General features: G+C 62.7%; 20 protein-coding genes. 2 read left to right on the forward strand and 18 right to left on the reverse strand.

The window, feature by feature from the left end:
* Positions 1-265 precede the first annotated feature (265 nt).
* A complete protein-coding gene (locus ACAX43_RS07155; protein WP_370707697.1) occupies positions 266-751 on the forward strand; it encodes a DciA family protein in 486 nt (161 codons plus the stop codon).
* Between the two features lie 81 nt (positions 752-832).
* Here ACAX43_RS07155 and lpxC read toward each other — a convergent pair whose 3' ends face one another.
* The 18 genes from lpxC to coq7 all read right to left on the reverse strand — a co-directional run bounded on the left by lpxC (position 833) and on the right by coq7 (position 21,293).
* Entirely contained in the window at positions 833-1,750 is a 918-nt protein-coding gene (lpxC, locus tag ACAX43_RS07160) for a UDP-3-O-acyl-N-acetylglucosamine deacetylase (protein ID WP_370707698.1), read from the reverse strand.
* 281 nt (positions 1,751-2,031) lie between these two features.
* Positions 2,032-2,535 carry a peroxiredoxin gene (locus ACAX43_RS07165; protein WP_370707699.1) on the reverse strand — a complete coding sequence of 168 codons (504 nt, stop codon included), beginning with the start codon at positions 2,533-2,535 and terminating at the stop codon, positions 2,032-2,034.
* Positions 2,536-2,786: 251 nt separating this feature from the next.
* Complete coding sequence (gene ftsZ, locus ACAX43_RS07170) at positions 2,787-3,983, reverse strand: cell division protein FtsZ (RefSeq protein WP_370707700.1); 1,197 nt, start codon at positions 3,981-3,983, stop codon at positions 2,787-2,789.
* A 130-nt stretch (positions 3,984-4,113) separates the two neighbouring features.
* Positions 4,114-5,346: a cell division protein FtsA gene (gene ftsA / locus ACAX43_RS07175; RefSeq protein WP_007180311.1), complete on the reverse strand. Its 1,233-nt coding sequence runs from the start codon at positions 5,344-5,346 to the stop codon at positions 4,114-4,116.
* A gap of 27 nt (positions 5,347-5,373) precedes the next feature.
* Positions 5,374-6,126, reverse strand: a complete 753-nt coding sequence (locus ACAX43_RS07180) for a cell division protein FtsQ/DivIB (RefSeq protein WP_370707701.1) — start codon at positions 6,124-6,126, stop codon at positions 5,374-5,376.
* A 24-nt stretch (positions 6,127-6,150) separates the two neighbouring features.
* Positions 6,151-7,092: a D-alanine--D-alanine ligase gene (locus ACAX43_RS07185; protein ID WP_370707702.1), complete on the reverse strand. Its 942-nt coding sequence runs from the start codon at positions 7,090-7,092 to the stop codon at positions 6,151-6,153.
* A 5-nt stretch (positions 7,093-7,097) separates the two neighbouring features.
* Positions 7,098-8,501 carry a UDP-N-acetylmuramate--L-alanine ligase gene (gene murC, locus ACAX43_RS07190; protein WP_370707703.1) on the reverse strand — a complete coding sequence of 468 codons (1,404 nt, stop codon included), beginning with the start codon at positions 8,499-8,501 and terminating at the stop codon, positions 7,098-7,100.
* Positions 8,498-9,616, reverse strand: coding sequence for an undecaprenyldiphospho-muramoylpentapeptide beta-N-acetylglucosaminyltransferase (gene murG / locus ACAX43_RS07195; protein WP_370707704.1), 1,119 nt, complete (start codon positions 9,614-9,616; stop codon positions 8,498-8,500). Before murG ends, murC begins: the two co-directional genes overlap by 4 nt.
* The gene (gene ftsW / locus ACAX43_RS07200) at positions 9,613-10,893 is read right to left on the reverse strand and encodes a putative lipid II flippase FtsW (RefSeq protein WP_370707705.1); all 1,281 of its coding nucleotides are present in this window, start codon (positions 10,891-10,893) and stop codon (positions 9,613-9,615) included. Before ftsW ends, murG begins: the two co-directional genes overlap by 4 nt.
* Positions 10,890-12,404 (reverse strand): UDP-N-acetylmuramoyl-L-alanine--D-glutamate ligase, encoded by a 1,515-nt coding sequence (gene murD / locus ACAX43_RS07205; protein ID WP_370707706.1) that lies wholly within the window; start codon positions 12,402-12,404, stop codon positions 10,890-10,892. The genes ftsW and murD overlap by 4 nt, the downstream gene beginning before the upstream one ends.
* A 30-nt stretch (positions 12,405-12,434) precedes the next feature.
* Positions 12,435-13,604, reverse strand: coding sequence for a phospho-N-acetylmuramoyl-pentapeptide-transferase (mraY, locus tag ACAX43_RS07210; protein WP_370707707.1), 1,170 nt, complete (start codon positions 13,602-13,604; stop codon positions 12,435-12,437).
* A 17-nt stretch (positions 13,605-13,621) separates the two neighbouring features.
* A complete protein-coding gene (gene murF / locus ACAX43_RS07215; protein WP_370707708.1) occupies positions 13,622-15,049 on the reverse strand; it encodes a UDP-N-acetylmuramoyl-tripeptide--D-alanyl-D-alanine ligase in 1,428 nt (475 codons plus the stop codon).
* Positions 15,046-16,593, reverse strand: a complete 1,548-nt coding sequence (locus ACAX43_RS07220; protein WP_370707709.1) for a UDP-N-acetylmuramoyl-L-alanyl-D-glutamate--2,6-diaminopimelate ligase — start codon at positions 16,591-16,593, stop codon at positions 15,046-15,048. The genes murF and ACAX43_RS07220 overlap by 4 nt, the downstream gene beginning before the upstream one ends.
* Entirely contained in the window at positions 16,590-18,455 is a 1,866-nt protein-coding gene (locus ACAX43_RS07225; protein WP_370707710.1) for a peptidoglycan D,D-transpeptidase FtsI family protein, read from the reverse strand. Before ACAX43_RS07225 ends, ACAX43_RS07220 begins: the two co-directional genes overlap by 4 nt.
* A complete protein-coding gene (ftsL, locus tag ACAX43_RS07230) occupies positions 18,452-18,802 on the reverse strand; it encodes a cell division protein FtsL (protein WP_370707711.1) in 351 nt (116 codons plus the stop codon). The genes ACAX43_RS07225 and ftsL overlap by 4 nt, the downstream gene beginning before the upstream one ends.
* A complete protein-coding gene (gene rsmH / locus ACAX43_RS07235; RefSeq protein WP_370707712.1) occupies positions 18,799-19,752 on the reverse strand; it encodes a 16S rRNA (cytosine(1402)-N(4))-methyltransferase RsmH in 954 nt (317 codons plus the stop codon). The genes ftsL and rsmH overlap by 4 nt, the downstream gene beginning before the upstream one ends.
* A gap of 15 nt (positions 19,753-19,767) precedes the next feature.
* A complete protein-coding gene (mraZ, locus tag ACAX43_RS07240; RefSeq protein ID WP_370707713.1) occupies positions 19,768-20,196 on the reverse strand; it encodes a division/cell wall cluster transcriptional repressor MraZ in 429 nt (142 codons plus the stop codon).
* A 464-nt stretch (positions 20,197-20,660) separates the two neighbouring features.
* Entirely contained in the window at positions 20,661-21,293 is a 633-nt protein-coding gene (coq7, locus tag ACAX43_RS07245; protein WP_370707714.1) for a 2-polyprenyl-3-methyl-6-methoxy-1,4-benzoquinone monooxygenase, read from the reverse strand.
* A gap of 302 nt (positions 21,294-21,595) precedes the next feature.
* On the opposite strand from coq7, the gene ACAX43_RS07250 reads away from it, so the two are divergent.
* Positions 21,596-22,768 (forward strand): porin, encoded by a 1,173-nt coding sequence (locus tag ACAX43_RS07250; RefSeq protein WP_370707715.1) that lies wholly within the window; start codon positions 21,596-21,598, stop codon positions 22,766-22,768.
* The last annotated feature ends 112 nt before the right edge of the window (positions 22,769-22,880 follow it).

Here is a 22,880-nt window from a genome sequence, read left to right on the forward strand (position 1 = left end):
CGGCTGGTTTCGCGTCGTGCAGTTCATGCACGTGCGCTCCGGGGTCGGAAGGGCCTCGGCGGCTTGTCCAAGAGTGAATTCGAATCGGGCATTTTAGCACGCGCCCCAGCCCGCGCCTGTGTCAGCGGCGCGACGGCGGCAGGGCATCGAACGCCCGCCGCAGCGACCTCTGACGGTACGCATTGAGGCGGACCCGCGTGCATCCCGCGCGGTACAATCGCGGCGTGAACGCACATAGGGTGCGAACCCGCCGTCACGATCAAACATGAGCCGTTTTCCCTCCTTTTCAAGGCCGCCGCCCAAGCAGTTCAAAGCGCGCCGCCCGCAGCCCGTCGCTGAAGTGCTCAATCGCACCGACGCGTTTGCGGCCCTGCGCGCGGGTGTCGAGCAGATTGCCGCGCTGGAAAAGGATCTGCGGGAGCTACTGCCCGACTATCTGGCAACCAGCGTCGAGCCGAGCTTCATCAAGGAAGGCGTGCTGGCGCTGTTTGCCGGGCACAACGCGCTGGCGGCGCGTCTGCGCCAGATTGAGCCGCGGTTGCTGTCGGATCTGCAGCAGCGCGGCTGGCCCGTCAAAGCGCTGAGGATTCGCGTACGGCCGCAGCCTTTAAAGGAGCCGGCCCCCGTCAAGCAGGCGCGTATGACGCCGGTCGGCGCCGATGCTTTGCACGCGCTCTCTCAATCGCTCGCGCCCTCGCCGTTGCAGGAAGCATTGGCGAAAATGGCGGCGCGGCATCGGAGAAACCGCTGAACAAAAAATAAGCGGCCCAGATGGGCCGCTTATTTTTCATCCATTCGCTTGGGAGATTTCGCCCCAAAGTCGCTATACAAACTACGCAAATGCCGTCTGCGTCTCATACGCAAAGCCGCGAGGCGCCTTTTGCGTGTCATCGAAACTGACGATTTCGTACGAGTCTTCATGCGCGAGCAGTTCGCGCAGCAATGCGTTATTGAGGCCGTGGCCCGACTTGTACGCCGTGTACGAAGCCAGCAAAGGATGCCCGATCACGTACAGATCGCCGATCGCGTCGAGCATTTTGTGCTTCACGAATTCGTCGTCGTAACGCAGGCCGTCGTTGTTCAGAATGCGGTATTCGTCCAGCACGATGGCGTTATCCATGCTGCCGCCCCGCGCCAAACCGAGTTCGCGCATCATTTCCACTTCATGCGCAAAGCCGAACGTGCGCGCACGGGCAATTTCCCGCACGTACGACGTATTGGCAAAATCCACTTCCAGCGCCTGGCCGGTCTTATCCACAGCCGGGTGACGGAAATCGATCGTGAACTTCAATTTGAAACCGAAATACGGGTCGAGACGCGCGAATTTATCGCCGTCGCGAATTTCGACCGGCTTGGTGACCTTGATGAATTTCTTTGCCGCGTTCTGTTCTTCAATACCGGCCGATTGAATCAGAAACACGAACGAACCCGCACTGCCGTCCATGATCGGAATTTCCTCGGCGGTGACATCGACATAAAGGTTGTCGATGCCGAGGCCTGCGCATGCGGACATCAAATGCTCGATGGTCGACACGCGCGCGCCGTCTTTCTGCAAAACGGAAGCCAGACGCGTATCGCCAATCGCCATCGCCGACGCAGGGATGTCCACCGGCGTGGGTAAATCCACGCGCGAAAACACGATGCCAGTGTCCGGCGCCGCGGGGCGGAGCGTCAGGTTGACTTTGCGGCCGGAGTGCAGGCCGATGCCAACTGTCTTGACGATCGATTTAATAGAGCGCTGCTTCAACATGGTGATCTTCTGTTCGATTGAAAATCCCAATCGGGACTTTTTATTCCATAGCGCGAAGTATACTCCAATACCCTTAGGAGCGTCTTTGCACGGAACGTATCAATCTGTTTCGCTGCATTACCCAAAGGGCGCCCGTCAGGAAAGCGTGACGGGCCGACGTCCGGAACGGAGGCGTTTCCGGTCATCGGCCCGCGTAACGGCCTGTCACAAAAGCGACATTTTGACCGTTGCCCTGATACAACGCGCACGCGCGCAGGGCGAAGGCCATGACGCAACCGTAACTAGCTCAACGTAGCGAGAATACTCCCTGCATCGCTGACTTCGAATTTGCCGGCAGCCTCGACGTTCAACGTCTTGACCACGCCGTCGTCGACAACCATCGCGTAGCGCTGGGAACGGATTCCCATGCCGCGCGCCGACAAATCCTGCTCAAGACCGAGCGCCCGCGTGAAAGCCGCACTGCCGTCCGCCATCATGCGCACCTTGCCCGAGGCGTGCTGATCGCGTCCCCACGCGCCCATTACGAACGCGTCGTTGACGGACACGCACCAGATTTCGTCGATGCCAAGCGCGCGCAGCTGCTCGGCGTGCTCGACGTAACCCGGTACATGTTTGGCCGAACAGGTCGGCGTGAAGGCGCCTGGCAATCCGAAGATCACCACACGCTTGCCCGCCGTCTGCTCGCGCACGTCGAAGCTGTTAGGCCCCAGCGTGCAGCCCGCCCGCGTGTCTTCGACAAACTCGAAGAGCGTCGCGTCGGGCAGCTTTTCACCTGTCTGAATCATGCTCAGTCCTTTGCATCGATGCGAAGCATGCTCGCACGTTGTCGTGTCGCAGTGAACTTCAGCGTCTGCCTAACTACAGGCTCCGCCATCCGGCGACAGTCGCCCTATCCGCTTCGCGAATCCGAAGAGGGCACGTGTCCTTGCCGCGAATCAGACGATACGCGGCTCGTTCGCCGTTCACACGCCACGCTCGTGCATTCGTCCGCCAGCGCTGCTGAAAACAGCGCGGCAACGAAAGCCTGCTCGTGCGCTCAGTCCGCCTGCTTGCGCAGGAACGCCGGAATGTCGTACGTATCGACGCCCTTTTCCTGCAGCGCCTGCACGTGCGAAGCCGCCGTATCGCGCGACGTGCGCCACACAGCCGGCGTATCCAGCGCGCCGTAATCGGCCGTGCTGGCGTGCGACGACGACGGTGCGTAGGCAGCGTGCGTGCCGATCGGCTGGTTGTCCGTGCCGGTGCGCAGCAGCGTCATCGGTGCCGATTGCTGCTTCTTCGCCGCACGGCCCAGACCCGTTGCCACGACCGTCACGCGCAGCGCGTCGCCCATTGCATCGTCGTACACCGCGCCGAAGATCACGGTGGCATCTTCCGCGGCGTAGCTCTTGATGGTGTTCATCACTTCGCGCGTTTCCGACAGACGCAGCGAACGGCTCGACGTGATGTTGACCAGCACGCCACGCGCGCCCGACAGATCCACACCTTCCAGCAGCGGGCTTGCAACAGCCTGCTCAGCGGCCAGACGGGCGCGATCGACACCGGCAACCGTCGCCGTGCCCATCATCGCCTTGCCCTGCTCGCCCATCACCGTCTTCACGTCTTCGAAGTCGACGTTCACCAGACCGTCGACGTTGATGATTTCCGCGATCCCGGCAACTGCGTTGTTCAGAACGTCGTCTGCGCACTGGAAGCACTTGTCCATCTCGGCGTCATCGCCCATCACCTCGAACAGCTTGTCGTTCAGAACGACGATCAGCGAGTCGACGTGATCCTCCAGTTGCTGCGAACCGGCTTCTGCGACGCGCATCCGCTTGCCGCCTTCGAATTCGAACGGCTTGCTGACTACGCCAACAGTCAAGATACCCATTTCCTTGGCGATCTGCGCGACCACCGGCGCTGCGCCCGTGCCCGTGCCGCCACCCATGCCGGCGGTGATGAACACCATGTGCGCGCCGCGCAATGCGTCGGCAATGCGCTCGCGTGCTTCTTCTGCTGCCGCGCGGCCCATTTCCGGCTTGGCGCCCGCGCCCAGACCCGTGTTGCCGAGCTGGATCACCGCCGAGGCGCGCGAACGCGACAGCGCCTGCGCATCCGTGTTCATCACGATGAAATCGACGCCTTGCACGCCCTTGTTGATCATGTGCTGAACGGCATTGCCGCCAGCGCCACCGACTCCGATCACCTTGATGATGGTGCCGTTCGTTTCGGTTTCCAGCATCTGGAATTCCATGTTGCCTCCGTCAAGATAAAAAATTGCAGCCACTCGGCCGTTATTCGGCAGGAAGTCGGGCAACCCCCTGTCGCGCGCCAGCCGCCGGCACCAGCGCGTATTTGCGTAAAACCGTCAAAACCAGAATTCGTTAGAAGTTGCCGAGGAACCAGTCTTTCATTCGCGTGAAGACCTGGCCCATCGACCCCGACTGCACGGCGACCTTGCGGCCGCGCATCCGTTGCGAGCGCCCTTCGACGAGCAGACCCATTGCCGTCGAGTAGCGCGGATTCCGCACGACGTCGGCGAGACCGCCCGCGTATTCCGGCACGCCGATGCGCACCGGCTTCAGGAAAATGTCCTCGCCGAGTTCGACCATGCCGAGCATCATCGACGCGCCGCCGGTCAGCACCACGCCGGAGCTCAGCAGTTCCTCGTAACCCGACTCGCGCACCACCTGCTGCACGAGCGAAAACAGTTCTTCGACACGCGGCTCGACCACCGCCGCCAGCGCCTGGCGCGACAGCGTGCGCGGACCGCGCTCGCCCAGACCCGGCACTTCGATCATTTCGTCCGGATCGGCCAAGGCCTGCTTCGCAATGCCGTAGTCGACCTTGATGTCTTCCGCGTCCGGCGTCGGCGTACGCAGCGCCATCGCGATGTCGCTCGTGATCTGGTCGCCGGCGATCGGAATCACCGCCGTGTGGCGAATCGCGCCTTCGCTGAAAATCGCGATGTCCGTCGTGCCGCCGCCGATATCGACCAGCACCACGCCGAGTTCTTTTTCATCTTCCGTCAGCACCGCCAGCGACGACGCCAGCGGCTGCAGGATCAGATCGTTCACTTCGAGCCCGCAACGGCGCACGCACTTGACGATGTTCTGCGCCGCGCTCACCGCGCCGGTGACGATATGCACCTTCACTTCCAGCCGGATACCGCTCATGCCGATCGGCTCGCGCACGTCTTCCTGGCCGTCGATGATGAATTCCTGCGTCAGGATATGCAGCACCTGCTGATCGGTCGGGATGTTGATCGCCTTCGCCGTCTCGATCACGCGCGCGACGTCCGTCTGCGTGACTTCCTTCTCCTTGATCGCCACCATGCCGCTCGAATTGAAGCTGCGGATATGGCTGCCGGCGATCCCGGTAAACACGTTCGTGATCTTGCAGTCGGCCATCAGCTCGGCTTCTTCGAGCGCGCGCTGAATGGACTGCACGGTGGCTTCGATGTTCACCACCACGCCCTTCTTGAGCCCCTTCGATTCGCTCTGGCCGAGGCCGATCACCTCGTAGTGACCCTCGCCCTTCAACTCGGCGACGATGGCCACCACCTTCGACGTCCCAATGTCGAGGGCGACCAGCAGATCTTTATAGTCTTTACTCATAGCGTGCTCATTGCGTGTGATGTCCGTTTACTTCTTGCCCTTGTCGGGTTCGGTGATAAAGCGCATCCCTGCCGCGCGAATCGCGAAACCGTTCGGATAGCGCAAGTCCGCATACTCGATATCCTTTCCCCAACGCTGCGTCACCGCATTCCACGCCGCGGTCAGGCGCTTGCTGCGATCCAGCAGCGTGTCCTGATTGCGTTCGCGCCCAAGTTCCACCTGCATTCCATTCGACAGCTTCACCGTCCACGCGTAGCGCGGCGACAGCGTGACTTCATCCGGCGTCGCGCCCAGCGGCGCAAACCACTTCTGGAAGTCGTGATAACGCGCGACAACCTCTTTCGCCGTACCGTCCGGGCCGTCGAACGCGGGCAGCTCTTCCTCGAGTTCGCCCTGGTTCGCGGTGAACAGTTCGCCGTCGACGCTGACCAGCTGATCGCTGCCCCACGTCCCCAGCGGTTTGTACTCTTCAAGCGTGACAGCCAGCGCGTTCGGCCAGACTCGCCGCACGCTCGCGTGACGCACCCACGGCATCTGCTCGAACGCCTGACGCGCGACGTCGAGATCCACCGTGAAAAAGTTGCCCTTCAAGCGTCCCACTACCCCGGCGCGCACCGTCGGTGAATTGATGTGCTCGGTGTCGCCGTCGATCTGGATTTCGTGCAGCGCGAAATTCGGACGCTGGATCAGCCAATAACCACCTGCCGCCAGCAGCACGAGCACCAGCAGCACATGCAATGCGCTGGCGGCGAGATTGAGCTGGCGAACGTTGTTCCACATGGTGTTGCTTTCGGGTTGCCCCGGTTAGTCCGCAAGGGTCAGCGCCAACACGCCGACAACCAGTTCCTGATAGCTGATGCCCACCGCACGCGCCGCCTTCGGCGGCAGCGAGTGATCGGTCATGCCAGGCGCCGTGTTCACTTCGAGGAAGTACGGGTTGCCGTGGGCGTCGAGCATGAAATCGGCGCGGCCCCAATCGGTACAGCCGAGTACGTCGAACGCACGGCGCGCCAGCGCCTTCAGACGCTTCTCTTCGTCCGGCGCGAGGCCGCACGGGATCAGATACTGCGTGTCGTTGGCGATGTACTTCGCGTGATAGTCGTAGAACTCGCCAGCCGGCACGATGCGGATCACCGGCAGATCCAGATCGCCGGCGATGCACGCGGTGTACTCGCCGCCGCCTTCAATGCTCTTTTCCACCACGACGATCTTGTCGTACTTGACCGCTTCGAGCAGCGCTGCCGGCAATGCATCGGCGCTTTTCACCTTGATCACCGCGACGCTCGAGCCTTCGCTGGCCGGCTTCACGAACAGCGGCAAGCCGAGCTTCGCGACGATGTCCTTCGCACGCGCTTCGTAGTCGTCGCCACGCAGCACGGCTTCGAACGGCGGCGTCGGAATGCCGAGTTGCTGCCACACGAGCTTGGTGCGGAACTTGTCCAGACCGAGCGCGGAGCCGAGCACGCCGCTCCCCGTGTAACGGATGCCGTAAAAATCGAGCGCGCCCTGGATCTGGCCGTTCTCGCCGTAACCGCCATGCAGCGCGTTGAACGCGCGCACGAAGCCTTCCTCCTTCAACGCGGCGAGCGGACGCTCGGCCGGGTCGAACGGATGTGCGTCGATACCGGCGTCGCGCAGACCTTGCAGCACGAGGCGGCCGGAATTGAGCGACACCTCGCGCTCGGCGGAATCGCCACCGAGCAGGACTGCCACTTTGCCGAATTGTTTAGGGTCGATACCGCTCATTTCACTCACACCTTTGTTTCTTGCGCGAGGCGTCCCGGCACACCGCCGATCGAACCCGCGCCCATCGTGATCACCACATCGCCATCGCGCACCACTGCTGAGAGCGCGTCCGGCACTTCATCCACCGTATCGACAAACACAGGCTCGACCTTGCCGACGACACGCAACGCGCGAGCCAGCGCGCGACCGTCGGCGGCGACGATCGGCGCTTCACCGGCTGAATAGACTTCGGTCAGCACGAGCGCGTCGACCGTCGACAGCACCTTCACAAAATCTTCGAAGCAATCGCGCGTGCGCGTGAAGCGGTGCGGCTGGAATGCCAGCACCAGCCGCCGGCCCGGGAATGCACCACGCGCCGCCGCCACCGTTGCCGCCATCTCGACCGGGTGATGACCGTAGTCGTCGACCAGCGTGTACGCGCCGGCTGCTTTGCCTTCGGACACGACCGGCACTTCGCCGTAGCGCTGGAAGCGGCGGCCCACGCCGTTGAAATCCGCTAGCGCTCGCTGAATATCGGCATCTTTCACTTCAAGTTCAGTCGCAATTGCAATGGCGGCCAAAGCGTTCTGCACGTTGTGCTCGCCCGGCAGGTTCAAGACGATGTCGATCGGCGCCGCGTCTTCGCGCATTGCCGTGAAATGCATCTTGCCGTCATGTGCCTCGACGTTGACCGCGCGCACCTGCGCATCCGGCGCGAAGCCATAACGGATGATCGGCTTCGACACGAACGGCAGGATTTCCTTCACGTTCGGGTCGTCGACGCACAGCACCGCGATGCCGTAGAACGGCAGACGATGCGTGAACTCGATGAACGCCTGCTTGAGCCGCGCGAAGTCGTGGCCGTAGGTGTCCATGTGATCGGCGTCGATGTTCGTAATGACTTCGATCACCGGGAACAGATTCAGGAACGACGCATCCGACTCGTCCGCTTCGGCGACGATGAAATCGCCCGTACCGAGCCGCGCATTCGCGCCCGCGCTGATCAGCCGGCCGCCGATCACGAAAGTCGGATCGAGCCCGCCCGCCGCCAACACACTCGCCACCAGCGAAGTGGTCGTGGTCTTGCCGTGCGTGCCGGCGATCGCGATGCCCTGCTTCAGGCGCATCAATTCCGCGAGCATCACCGCGCGCGGCACGATCGGAATGCGGCGATGACGCGCGGCCAGCACTTCCGGGTTATCGCTGCGCACCGCCGTCGAGACGACAACCGCGTTCGCGCCTTCAATGTTTTCCGCTGCGTGGCCGATCGCGATCCGCGCGCCGAGTGCGGCGAGGCGATCGGTAATCGCGTTGCTCGTGAGATCCGAGCCGCTCACCTGATAGCCGAGGTTGACCAGCACCTCGGCGATGCCGCTCATGCCAACACCGCCGATGCCGACAAAATGAATATGTTTGACGATGTGTTTCATTGCTTTCCTTCTGGGCTCGCGCCCGAAATCGAACCCGCCACGGTCGCGCAAATCTGCGCGACCTGTTCCGTGGCGTCGGGTTTCGCGAGCGAGCGCGAACGCTCCGCCATCTCCGCGAGGGTCTCTCGCGTCTGGCTGCGCAACCAGTCGGCGAGCATTTCCGCCGACAGATCACGTTGCTGCACGACCAGCGCCGCGCCGTTGTCGGCGAGAAACGCTGCATTTGTTGTTTGGTGATCGTCTACTGCAAATGGGAACGGCACGAAAAACGCCGCTACCCCTACCGCTGAAATTTCCGACACCGTCATCGCACCCGAACGGCAGATCACCAGATCCGCCTTCGCGTAAGCGCTCGTCATGTCGTCGATGAACGCCACGAGTTCGACGTCGGCGCCCGTTTGCAAACCGGCCGCCGCGTAGTTCTCGCGCAGCGCATCGATATGCTTTGCGCCCGCCTGATGCACGATGCGCGGACGTTCGTTCGGTGCCAGCCGCGCAACCGCACGCGGCACCACTTCATTCAATGCCGCCGCACCCAGACTGCCGCCCACGACCAGCACATTCAGCGGACCCGTGCGCTGCGCGTAGCGTGCTTTGGGTGCAATCGTGCGCGCAAGTTCCGCACGAATCGGATTTCCGGTCCATTCGCCGTGCGGCAGCGCATTCGGGAATGCAACCAGCACGCGTTTGGCGACTTTCGAGAGCACTTTGTTCGCGAGACCCGCGATCGAATTCTGTTCATGCAACACCAGCGGACAGCCGCTCAACGCGGTCATTAAACCCGCGGGGAACGTGATGTAGCCGCCCATGCCGAGCACGACGTCCGGCTTCACGCGACGCAGCACGCTCAAACTCTGCGCGCAGGCGCGCAGCAGATTCAGCGGCAGCATCAGCCTGGTCGTCAGGCCCTTGCCGCGCAGTCCGCCGAAGCGCACGTATTCCATCGGGATGCCGTGCTTCGGCACCAGCGTGGCCTCCATGCCCGCAGGGTTGCCGAGCCATACGACCTTCCAACCCCATGCCTGCATCAGATGCGCGACCGCGAGCCCCGGGAACACGTGTCCCCCGGTGCCACCGGCCATCACCATCAACGTGCGTTGCGGCAGAGCGGTCACACCTTCCCTCCACGCATCAACACCCGGTTCTCATAGTCCACGCGCATCAACACCGCCACCGCGATACAGTTCAGCACGATGCCGGAGCCGCCATAGCTGACGAGCGGCAACGTGAGACCTTTGGTCGGCAGCAAGCCGAGGTTCACGCCCATGTTGATGAAGGTCTGCGCGCCGAACCAGATACCGATGCCCTTCGCGACCAGACCCGCAAACGTGCGGTCGAGGGCGAGCGCCTGACGGCCGATCTCGAACGAGCGGCGCACGATCCAATAAAACATCAGGATCACGACCAGCACGCCGACAAAACCGAGTTCCTCGCCGATCACCGCGAGGATGAAGTCGGTGTGTGCTTCCGGCAGATAGTTGAGCTTCTCGACGCTGCCGCCAAGGCCCACGCCGAACCACTCGCCCCGCCCGAACGCAATCAGCGAGTGCGTCAATTGATAAGCCTTGCCTTGCGCGTAACGGTCGTCCCACGGATCGAGGTAAGCAAAGATCCGCTCGCGACGCCACGGCGACGCCCACACCAGCAAGCTGAACGTGCCTACCGCCGTCGCTACGAGCCCGCCGAACAGCTTACCGTTCACGCCGCCGAGGAACAGCACGCCCATCGCGATCGCGGCGATCACCATGAACGCGCCCATGTCCGGTTCGAGCAGCAGCATCGCGCCGACGAGACCCACCGCCACCGCCATCGGCAGAAAGCCCTTGGCGAAGCTCTGCATGTATTCCTGCTTGCGCACCGTGTAGTTCGCCGCGTAGATCGTCACGGCGAGCTTCATGATTTCCGACGGCTGCATGTTCGTGATGCCGAGCGGAATCCAGCGGCGCGCGCCGTTCACGCCCTTACCGATGTGCGGAATCAGCACGATCACCAGCGCGGCCATCGAGATCAGGAAGAGCTTCGGCGCGTACTTGTCCCACGTCGAGATCGGAATACGGAACGTCACGATACCGATCACCGAGCCCAGCACCACGAAGATGAGCTGGCGCACGAGGAACGCGTAATCCCGGTACGACGCGTACTTGGGCGAATCGGGCATTGCGATCGACGCCGAATACACCATCACGACGCCGAGGCCGAGCAACGCGACGACCACCCACAGCAGCGAGTGATCGTAGTCGAGCATCCGCGAGCGCAGCGGACGCACACCGTTCACGGCGCTCGCGAGACCACTGCCGCCAGTGCGACTGGAGGCGCGGCCCGTGCTACCCGTATCGCCTTCGGCGGCGCGGGAGCCAGCAAGGCGCGAACCGAAACGTTCCGACCAACTCATATCATCGTCCCTCGTTCGGCAGCGATGTCTTCCACCGTGCTGCGGAACACCGCCGCACGGTGTGCGTAACCCTTGAACATATCGAAGCTCGCGCAGGCAGGCGACAGCAACACGGCATCGCCCGGTTGCGCGAGCGCAGTTGCGGCGCGCGTGGCTTCTTCGAGCGTGACGTGATCCGTCATCGCGATACCCGTGTCTTCCAGCGCGGCGCGAATCTGCGGCGCGTCGCGGCCGATCAGCATCACGGCACGGCACCAGCGCATCACGGGCGCCGCGAGCGGCTCGAAATCCTGCCCCTTGCCGTCGCCCCCAGCGATCAGCACCGCGCGCTGCGCGAGGCCGTCGAGCGCGGCGACCGTCGCACCGACGTTGGTGCCCTTGCTGTCGTCGACGTAGTCGACCCCTTCGATGGACGCGATCAATTCCACGCGATGCGGCTCGCCATGGTATTCGCGCAGGCCGTGCAGGAGCGGTGCGCCCGGCAGACCGATCGCGCGCGTCAATGCATACGCAGCCAGTGCGTTCGCGGCGTTATGCAGTCCGCGGATACGCAAGGCGTCCGCCGGCATCAGACGCTTGAGCGCAATGCTCGGCGGCGTGGCCACTTCGTTCTTGCGACGGCGCGTCGGCGTGGATTCGTCGCTCGCGTCGCGATCATGCGCTTCGACCAGCCACACCATGCCGTTGTCGCGCAGCAGACCGTAATCGCCATCGTTCTTCGGTTCGGTGACGCCGAACGTGACCATCGCCGCGTCGCTATTGCCTGACGGTGCCAGCGCCACTACACGAGCGTCGTCGCGGTTCAGCACGCGCACAGTCCGCGTACCGAAGATGCGGCCCTTCGCGGCGGCGTACGCATCGAGGCCGCCGTGCCAGTCCAGGTGATCTTGCGTGATGTTCAGAACCACCGCTGCATCCGGAGAAAACGTATGGGCGGTTTCAAGTTGAAAGCTCGACAGTTCCAACACCCACACGTCGGGCAAGGCGGTGTTGTCGATCGCTTCGGTGAGCTTGTCCAGCGCAGCCGGGCTGATGTTGCCCGCCACCGCGACCTTCTTGCCGGCGCGTTCGCACAAAAGGCCGGTCAGGCTGGTCGTGGTGGTCTTGCCGTTGGTGCCGGTGATCGCGATCACCTTTGGCGCATAGCCGCTTTCGCCGAGCGTCTTCAACGCTTGCGCGAAGAACTCGAGTTCGCCCCACACCGGGATGTCCTGCTCACGCGCAGCGTTGATCAGCGGCAGCAAGTCGGCGGCCAGCGGCGACAAACCCGGGCTGATCGCCACGAGTTCGACGCCTTCGAGCAGCGCTGTCGAAAACGGACCGCCGACGAACTCGGCATCAACACCGTGCGCTTCCATCGCGGAGAGGTTCGGGGGCACCTCGCGCGTATCGGCCACACGCAGCCGACAGCCGTGCCGCGCGCACCAGCGCGCCATCGCGAGACCGGATTCACCGAGTCCCAGCACGAGCACCATCGGCTTTTGCCGATCCCGAAACTTCTCGCCAAACATCGCTTTGCTTCCCTTAACGTCGACTACGGCTTAACGCAACTTGAGCGTGGACAACCCGAACAGGCACAACATCAGCGTGATGATCCAGAAACGTACGACCACCTGCGTTTCCTTCCAACCCGACAATTCAAAATGGTGATGCAGCGGCGCCATCTTGAAGAGACGCCGCCCTTCTCCGTAGCGGCGCTTGGTGAACTTGAACCATGTAACCTGCAACATCACGGAGAGCGTCTCCGCGACGAAAATGCCGCCCATGATGAAGAGCACGATTTCCTGACGCACGATCACCGCAATCGTGCCGAGCGCGCCGCCCAGCGCCAGCGCGCCGACGTCGCCCATGAACATCTGCGCGGGGTGCGTGTTGAACCAGAGAAACGCGAGCCCGGCCCCACCCATCGCCGAACAGAAAATGAGCAACTCGCCCGCACCGGCGATATGCGGAAACAGCAGGTATTTGGAATACACCGAGCTACCCATCACGTAGGCGAACACGCCGAGCGATGCGCCGACCAGCACGACCGGCATGATCACGAGGCCGTCGAGACCATCGGTGAGATTGACCGCGTTGCTCGCCCCGACGATCACCAGATACGTCAGCACGATGAAGCCCCACACGCCAAGCGGATAGCTGATCGACTTGACGAACGGCAGCATCAGGTCGGCACGCGCCGGCAAGCCCATCGACAAGCCGCTGCGCACCCACGCCATGAACAGGTCGAACACCCGCACGTTGCTCGCTTCGGACACGCTGAACGCGAGATACACCGCCGCGAACAAACCGATCACCGACTGCCAGAAATACTTTTCGCGCGACGACATCCCGCGCGGGTCTTTGTAGACCACCTTGCGGTAATCGTCGACCCAGCCGATCACGCCGAAACCGAACGTGACGAGCATCACGATCCAGATGAAACGGTTGGTCAGATCGGCCCACAACAGCGTCGCCACGGCGATGCCCAGCAGAATCAGCACGCCGCCCATCGTCGGCGTACCGGATTTGACAAGGTGCGATTGCGGACCGTCTTTACGAACGGCCTGGCCGACCTTCATCGCGGTCAGCTTGCGGATCACCGCCGGGCCACAGACGAGCCCGATCAGCAGCGCGGTGATGGTGGCCATCACGGCACGGAAAGTCAGATAACTGAACACGCGCAAGAAGCTTGCGTCATTCTGCAGCCATTGCGCCAGCGCCAGTAGCATGCTTCGGTCCTTCTATTTCAATGTGCGGCGGGCGTATTGCCCGCTGCGTTGGGTTGTGGACTCGTTACGGCGTCCACCACGCGCTCCATTTGCATGAAGCGCGAGCCTTTCACGAGAAGCGTTGCCGCGCGGCCCAAACCGGCCTGCTGCAATTGCGCGACCAGCGTGCCGACATCGGCGACGTGATGCGCGTCGGCGCCATACGCGGTGCAGGCGTCGCGCGAGGCGTCGCCCATGGCGTACAACGCGTCGATGCCGCGTTCTTTTGCATAAGCACCGATCTCGCGGTGAAACGCCGGGCCGTTATCGCCGACTTCACCCATGTCGCCCATCACCAGCACACGCGGCGAGGCTTGCGAGGCGAGCACGTCGATCGCGGCTCGCATCGAGTCGGGGTTCGCGTTGTAGGTGTCGTCGATCACGGTTGCGCCAGCGAGCGTGCCGAGCGTGGCTTGCTTCACCTGCAAGCGGCCTTTCACCGCGCCGAACGATTCGAGGCCGCGCTTGATCGCGTCGAGCGAGACGCCTGCGGCAAGCGCGGCCGAAGCCGCGGCCAGCGCGTTGTGCGCGTTGTGATCGCCGAGTACTTGCAGCGTGATGTCGATCTGGCCTTCCGGCGTGTCGATGCTCAGAACGTTGCCCGTGAACGTGCCTGTTACCGCGGCTTCCGTCACGCGCTCAGAGGAGTTCAAAGCGAAATCGATAATGCGGTTGCCGGTCGCGGCGACGCGCCAGATGCTCGCGTATGCATCGTCAGCCGGGAAGACGGCGACGCCTTCCGGGCTGAGCGCGTGAATCACGCTCGCGTGTTCGAGCGCGACCGCTTCGACGGTCGCCATGAATTCCTGATGCTCGCGCTGCGCGTTGTTCACCACGGCGACGGTCGGCTCGGCGATCTTCGCGAGCAGCGAGGTTTCGCCTGGATGATTCATGCCGAGTTCGACCACGGCCAGTCGATGCGCGGCGTGCAGACGGAACAGCGTGAGCGGCAAGCCGATGTCGTTGTTGAAGTTGCCCGCGGTTGCAAGGCGTGCGTCCGCGCCGACTGCCGCGGCGAAGACCGACGCGATCATTTCCTTAACCGTCGTCTTGCCGTTGCTGCCCGTCACTGCGACGAGCGGCACGTTGAACCTGCGACGCCAGCCGCGGGCGAGCGCACCCAACGCAACGCGCGTGTCGGCGACGCGCAGGGCGGGCACTGGCCAGTTTTCGGGCGCACGCGTGACAAGCGCTGCCGTCACGTTGCGCGACGCGACTTCCGACAGGAAGTCGTGCGCATCGAAACGCTCACCTTTGATCGCGACGAACAGATCGCCCGGACCGGCGCTGCGGCTATCGGTCGAGACGCGTTCGAACGTAACGCTGTCGTCACCCAGCACCGTGGCGCCGGGAATCAGCGCGGCGGCTTCGCGCAGCGAGAACATCACGGTACGCCGCCCGGTCATTCGCCACCTCCGCGGACGTGCGTCGCCCGTGCGGCCAGCGCAAGGCGAGCGTGATCCTGATCGGAGAAAGCGCGTTTCTTACCCATGATTTCCTGTGTTGCTTCGTGCCCCTTGCCGGCCAGCACGATGACGTCTTCGCGCGCGGCGCCGCGGATCGCTTGCAGGATCGCGCTCGCGCGGTCTTCGATACGGCGTGCCTTCGACGCGTCTTGCATCCCTGCGGCGATCTGCTCGATGATCGATTGGGGATTTTCGCTGCGTGGGTTGTCACTCGTCACGACAACGCCGTCGGCGATTTTTTCGGCGATCGCGCCCATCAGTGGACGCTTGGTGGCGTCGCGGTCGCCGCCGCAGCCGAACATGCAGATCAGTTCGCCGCCCCGCGCGGCGGCCATCGGGCGCAGTGCTTCCAGGGTCTTTTCAAGCGCGTCCGGCGTGTGCGCGTAGTCGATCACGACGAGCGGCTCGTCGTTCTGCAGGCGGCCGCCGAGGCGTTGCATGCGGCCGCTCACCGGCTCGAGCTTCGCCAGTTCGGCGAGCGCGGCGTCGAACGGCATGTCGGCGGCGAGCAATGCGCCGAGTACGCCGAGCAGATTGCTGACGTTGAATGCGCCTAGCGTCTGTACCTCGACTTCGGCATTGCCCCAGTCGGACGTGGTCAGATGGAACGCGGTGCCGGTGGCCGTGGCGCGCACGTTCGACGCAAGCAGCAAGGCGTCCGCTCGCGGCACGTCTTTCAGTGTTTCATCGAGACCATAGGCGATCGTGCGTGCGTGGCCCTGCGTGCTCGCGAGCAGGCGGCGACCGGCGGCATCGTCACGGTTGATCACGGCAGCGCGCAGTTCCGGCCATGCGAAGAGACGCGCCTTGGCCGCTTCGTACGCTTCGAACGTAACGTGGTAATCGAGGTGGTCTTGCGTGAGATTGGTGAACACGGCAATGTCGAACGCCGTGCCGTTCACGCGGCCTTGATGCAGCGCGTGCGACGACACTTCCATCGCCACCGCCTGAGCGCCCGTATCGCGCAACTGCGCCAGACTGCGCTGAAGCTGCGGCGCGTCGGGCGTCGTGAAGCCGGTGTGAACGAGCTGCCCCGGCAGACCGGTGCCGAGCGTGCCGATGATCGCGCAACGTTTGCCGAGCGCGGTCAGCGCTGCCGAGATCCATTGGCTGCACGAAGTCTTGCCGTTTGTGCCGGTAATACCGACCGCCAGCATTGCGTCGCTCGGATCCTTGTACCAGGCGCTCGCGATCGAGCCGGCGAGCGCGTTCAGCGCGGGCACGGCCAGTGTCGTGGACGGATCGATCGTGCCGTTAAAGCCTTCGGGCTGAACCAGCACCGCTGCCGCGCCGCGTTCGAGCGCGCCGTCGATGAACGCACGGTTGTCCGCGCCGTCGACCGCGTAGGCGAAAAAGACGTCGCCCGCGACGAGCGAACGCGTGTCGGCGTGCAGATGCGCGCCTGGCTGCACGCGAGCGTGCAGCCAGGCAAGTGCGTCGGCGATCTGCCGCTGCGCCGGATGCTTCTTACGCAGCGCGCTCATCGCACAACTCCGGGGTGGCTTTTCGCGTTGGCGGAGATGGTCATTTTCTTCGCACCGGCGCTGGTGGAAAGTTTCTTGACCGTGGCGGACGTGGGCGATGCGCCCGGCGCGGCAGGCGCCGAATCGTCGGACACCACCATCTGCTTGACCGGCATATCCGGCGGCACGTTCAGCGAACGCAGCGTATCGCCGGCGATCGCCGAGAATACCGGGCCCGATACCTGGCCACCGAAGTGACTGCCCGCCGTCGGTTCATCGACCGACACGGCCACGACGATGCGTGGATTCGGCATCGGCGCCATGCCAACGAACGACGCGCGGTATTTCGAGTGGTCGTAGCCGTGAGCGCCGTGCTTGTATGCGGTACCGCTCTTGCCGCCGACGCGATAGCCCGGCACGGCCGCATCCGGCGACGTGCCGCCCGGCGCGGTCACGGTTTCGAGCATCGCGCGCACTTCGCGCGCGGTGGTCGGCGAGAAAATCTGCGGCCCCGTTGCAGGCTGATCCCCTGGCGTGCGGAAAATCGACACCGGCATGATCTGGCCGTCGTGGGCGATCGCGGTGTACGCGCGGGCCAACTGGAACAGCGACGCCGACAAGCCATAGCCGTACGACATGGTCGCCTGCTCGATGCGCCGCCAACTCCTCCACGGACGCAGACGACCCGCTGCCGCGCCTGGGAAGCCGACCTTCGGCGCCTGGCCGAGACCGATGCTGGTGTACATGTTCCACATCTCTTCGGGCTTGAGCTGCATCGCGATCTTCGTCGCGCCAATGTTGCTCGACTTCTGGATCACGCCGCCCACCGTCAGCACGCCGAACGCGCTGTCGTCGGTAATCGGCGCACCATCGAGCACAAAGCGGCCCGACCCCGTGTCTACCAGTGTAGTCGGCGTCACCCGGTGCAGGTCGAGCGCGAGCGACACCGTGAACGGCTTCATGATCGAGCCCGGTTCGAAGGTGTCGGTCAGGATTCGGTTACGCAGCTGATCGCCCGTGAGGTGCGAACGATCGTTCGGGTTGTAGGTCGGGTAGTTAACCAGTGCGAGCACTTCGCCGGTCCGAACGTCGATCACCATCGCCGCGCCGGCCTTCGCCTTGAATTTCTCGACGGCTGCCTTCAGATTCGTATAGGCGATGTACTGAATCTTGCTGTCGATCGACAGATCGACGTCCTGCCCGTTGTGAGGCACGACCTGTTCGTCCACATCCTCGATGATGTGGCCCATGCGGTCCTTGATCACGCGGCGGCTGCCCGACATGCCTGCCAGCAGCTTCTGGTCGCCGAGTTCGACGCCTTCCTGGCCTTCGTCTTCTACATTGGTGAAGCCAATCAGGTGAGCCGTAATCTCGCCTTCCGGATAGAAGCGCTTGTACTCGCCGCGCGCGTAGATGCCGGGGATGCCGAGCCCGGTCACTTTCGCGGCGACATCCACAGGCACCTGGCGCTTCACATACACGAAGTTCTTGTCTTCCGACAGCTTGGTGCGCAATTCCTTGTTGGTCATGCCGAGCAGCTTGCCGAGCGCGGTGAGCTTGTCGGCACCGAGGTCGTCAGGCACCGACTCCGGAATCGCCCAGATCGCGCGCACCGGCAGACTCGTGGCGAGCACCAGGCCGTTGCGGTCAAGAATCTTGCCGCGCGTAGCCGGCAGTTCAAGCCGGCGCTGATAGCGAATTTCACCCTGCTTCAGATAGAACGCGTTGCCGGGGCCCTGAATCCAGAAGGCGCGCGCAGCCAACGCGAGGAACGCCATGAACAGCAGGAACACGACGAGTTTCGAGCGCCACATCGGCAGCCGCACCGACAGGATCGGATTCGCCGAAAAGGCGACGCTCTTGCGAGTCGACGATTTTTTCATCGCACGCCTCCGCGGCCTGTCGCAACCGGCGCCGAAGCAGGGCCGGAGGTCGGGATCGGCGCGTCCTCAGCCTTGGCGGCGCCCGGATCGAGTGTCAGGTACTGGGTGCGACCGGTCGTGACCGACTGCATCTTCAGCGAATCGGTGGCGATCTGCTCGATGCGCGACGTTTTCGACAGCGCGCTCTGCTGATATTGAAGCTGGGAGTAATCCTGCTGCAACTGGCGCTCCTGGGATTGCGCACGCTGCAACTGGATAAAGATCTGACGCTGCTGATTAGTGGCGTTGACGACCGACAAGGCGCATCCCATCACGATCATCAGCAGGAAGATATTGAGGCGACTCATGGTGCGATCCGCTCCGCCACACGCATCACGGCAGAACGGGCGCGCGGATTCGCGGCGACTTCAGCGTCGCTTGCGAACACGCGGCCAATGATTTTGAGCGGAGGGCTCGGCAGATCGACTGCACGGATCGGCAGGCGGCGGTCGACAGTAGGCGTACTGGCGTGCGCCTGCATGAATCGCTTGACGATCCGGTCCTCGAGCGAATGAAAGCTGATGACCACCAGCCGCCCCCCTTGCTCCAGCAGCGACAACGCTGCTTCTAAAACGACTTGCAGCTCCGCAAGCTCTTGATTGATGTGAATCCGTATAGCCTGAAAGGTGCGGGTTGCCGGATCCTTGCCCTTCTCACGGGTTTTGACGACGTTAGCCACGATTTGGGCAAGCTCGCCCGTGCTGACGAGAGGCCCAAGACGGTCGGACTCTGCCCGGCGAGCAACAAGCGCCTTTGCAATCTGAAAAGCAAACCGTTCTTCCCCATAATCTCGTATCACCTCCGTCAGTTCCTGCACCGTGGCCCGCGCCAGCCAGTCAGCAGCAGACTCGCCGCGCGTCGGGTCCATCCGCATGTCGAGCGGGCCGTCGGCGCGGAAGCTGAAGCCCCGCTCCGGATCGTCGACTTGCGGCGACGACACGCCCAGATCCAGTAAAACACCCGACACCCGCCCTACCCCGCGCTCCGCAATCGCGTCGCGCAGTGAAGCAAAACTCTCGTGCACGATGCCAAAGCGCGGATCCGCAATCTGTTGCGCCGTGGCGATGGCAAGCGGGTCTTTGTCGAACGCGATCAAACGCCCCGACTCACCCAGCTTTTCCAATACCAACCGGCTATGGCCGCCGCGCCCGAACGTACCGTCCACATAAACGCCGTCCGCGCGCGTGACCAGCGCATCGACTGCTTCTTCCAGCAGCACCGTGCGATGCTGCAATTCATGTCCCATCGCAGGTGCCATATATGTAGTCCGCGATCAGAACGTGAAATTCTTTAACGCTTCGGGCATGCCCTCGGCAATCGCTGCCTGTTCCTTTGCTGCGTATATTTGTGCGTCCCACAACTCGAAGTGACGACCCATGCCGAGCAAGGTCACTTCTTTTTCCAGCGATCCGGCCGCGCGCAATTCCGGCGACACGAGCACGCGGCCCGCGCCGTCCATATCGACATCCATGGCGTTGCCGAGAAAAATCCGCTTCCACCAGGCCGCGTTCATAGGCAGCTTGTCGACCTTGTCGCGGAAGATCTCCCACTCCGGGCGCGGAAAGAGCAACAGGCAGCCGTCCGGGTGCTTGGTGATCGTCACCCGGCCCTCTGCCTGTGTTTGCAGCGCATCCCGATAGCGAGAGGGCACCGACATCCGCCCTTTCGCATCGAGCGTCAACGCCGACGCTCCCTGGAACACTTCGCTCTCCCCTGTCGACCGGAGTCAGCGCTTTAGCGCTCCCTCCGGCCCCATGCAACATAGTTGCTAGCGGCGCGTTTGCGCCGGCTACCCGATTCGTGAAAATCTACCTGAAACTGCCCGAGAGATCACACAAAAATACACTTTCTCACACTGTCTCCCACTTTAGAGGAACGCTAAACAGGGGTCAAGGGAGATGCACGCTTTTCGAGCGAATTTTGTTTGTTAGAACAAGGACTTAGCGCGACTCGTTCACGTCAGACATAAAACGGAAAACCGTTATAAATGAATGAGCTAGTGGAACTTGTGAAGGTGATACGTGAAAAGTACGAGGGAAAGGCGCGGAATCTAAGAGATCGGGAAGCGGGATCGGGAGAGGTTTGCGGGCGTTCCAGGGACTTCGGGCGGACGGCAGGTGGCGCGCCGTCCCACTTGCAGGTGGTGCGTGAGCAGAGGCCTCGAACCTATATGTAATAGGCGGTGCGAGTCATGACTTTCGACACCGCGCGCATTAGAGCGCGCGCAGGGAACGGCAACTCGACGCCGCCAGCGTCCATGGCGGATTTACCGTGCTCCGCTTCATCCACACGCATCTGTTCGACGATTGCACGCGACTCACGGTCTGCGGCGGGCAACTGGTCCAGATGGCTATCCAGATGCTGTTCGACCTGGCGCTCGGTTTCTGCCATGAAGCCAAGACTCACTCGGTCACCCATGCGCCCTGCCGCGAGGCCGATCGCCAACGCGCCTGTGTACCAAAGCGGATTCAACAGGCTTGGACGCGAATCGAGCGCCTCGAGGCGCTTGGCGGTCCATGCCAGATGATCTTCTTCTTCGATGGCAGCGTGATTAAACACGGCCCGCAAAGCCGGCGATCTGGTAGCGAGTTTCTGAGCCTGGTAGAGCGCCTGGGCGCACACCTCACCGACGTGGTTCACACGCATCAAGCCGGCCGCATGCGCGCGTTCCGCTGGCGAGAGCTCGACGGACTCCACCGCCGATTCCTGCGGAACCGGCAACGGACGACTCATTCTCGACACGCCGGTCATTGAGCGTAAACCCCGATCAAACTCGGTAATCAACTCGTCCAGAAACATTCCGTACCCCCTGATTCGACAACGACCGCGCCGCTCCGTCAGGTCCGCGCGACAAGGCTTTGCAGAGCAAAACCCCGTTCGCGCAGGCCAGGAATTCGGGCGAATTCAGCGGCTAATTTTCGATTTTAGACCATGTTGCGTAAACGAAACAGGAGACCTCCTGCCCATCTCCTTTTTCTTTGTGCCATGTATGCCTTTTGTTACATTACGTGCAACTTCTCGCGAAGTTGGACATGCAAGGCCTCAACGCCACATAAATATTCGCCTTGTACAAAAGATTCGTAATCCTTGGAGATCATTCGATGAAAAAGTCGCTTCTCGCTCTCGCCGCACTGGGCGCATTCGCAGGTGTCGCTCATGCTCAAAGCAGCGTGACCCTGTACGGTATCGTTGACGAAGGCTTCAACGTCAACACCAATGCGAATGGCAAGCACCAATACAACCTGTCCAGCGGCGTTCTGCAAGGTTCGCGTTTCGGCCTGCGCGGCACGGAAGATCTGGGCGGCGGTCTGAAGGCAATCTTCGTGATCGAAAACGGCTTTGATGTGAACAACGGCAAGCTGGGTCAAGGCGGCCTGATGTTCGGTCGTCAAGCTTACGTCGGCCTGTCGAGCCAAATGGGTACGGTTACGCTGGGTCGTCAGTACGACTCCGTCGTCGACTATGTCGGTCCGCTGGAATCGGGCGATCAATGGGGCGGCTCGATCGCTGCGCACCCGAGCGACCTCGACAACTTCAACAACTCGTTCCGTACCAACAATACGGTCAAGTACACGAGCGCGGACTACGGCGGCCTGAAGTTCGGCGGCACGTACAGCTTCGGCGGTCAAGCCGGCAATTTCTCGCAGAATCAGATCTGGTCGCTGGGCGCTGGCTACAACAACGGTCCTCTCGTTCTCGGCGTTGGTTACTTGAACGCGCGCACCCCGGCAAATTCGGGCGGCCTGTTCAATACGCCGGCTGCACCGTCGGCGGCAAACGCGGCTGTGACGTCGGGTGTGTACTCTGGCTTCGCGTCGGCTAACACGTACCAGGTAATCGGTGCGGGCGGCGCATACACGTTCGGCGCAGCGACGATCGGCGCAACGTACTCGAATATCCGCTTCTCGAACCTGGGCGCTACATACGCTTCGCCGGCGCTCGCGGGCCAATCGGTTACGTTCAACAACGCGGAACTCAACTTCAAGTATCAGTTGACCCCGGCGTTGCTGGTTGGCGCAGCATATGACTACACGCGCGGCGCGGAGATCAACGGCGCATCGCGTGCTCAGTACCACCAAGGCGCGGCTGGCGTGGATTACTTCCTGTCCAAGCGTACCGACGTGTATGTGATTGGTGTGTACCAACACGCTTTGGGCAAGACGCTGAACGCAGCGGGCGGTACGGTTGATGCAACCGCATCCATCGCCAGCATCACCCCCTCGGCGAACCAAAACCAGTTCACGGCTCGCGTCGGCATTCGCCACAAGTTCTAATAAGTCGTAATAAAGCTGTTTACCTCAAAGGCGCCTTCGGGCGCCTTTTTTTATGACCGCGCGGCGCGCACTGTCGGCTGGTTTGCGCGGAACACGATGGCCCAAAGAGAAA

The sequence above is a fragment of the Paraburkholderia sp. IW21 genome, from assembly GCF_041321145.1.
Taxonomy (GTDB): domain Bacteria; phylum Pseudomonadota; class Gammaproteobacteria; order Burkholderiales; family Burkholderiaceae; genus Paraburkholderia.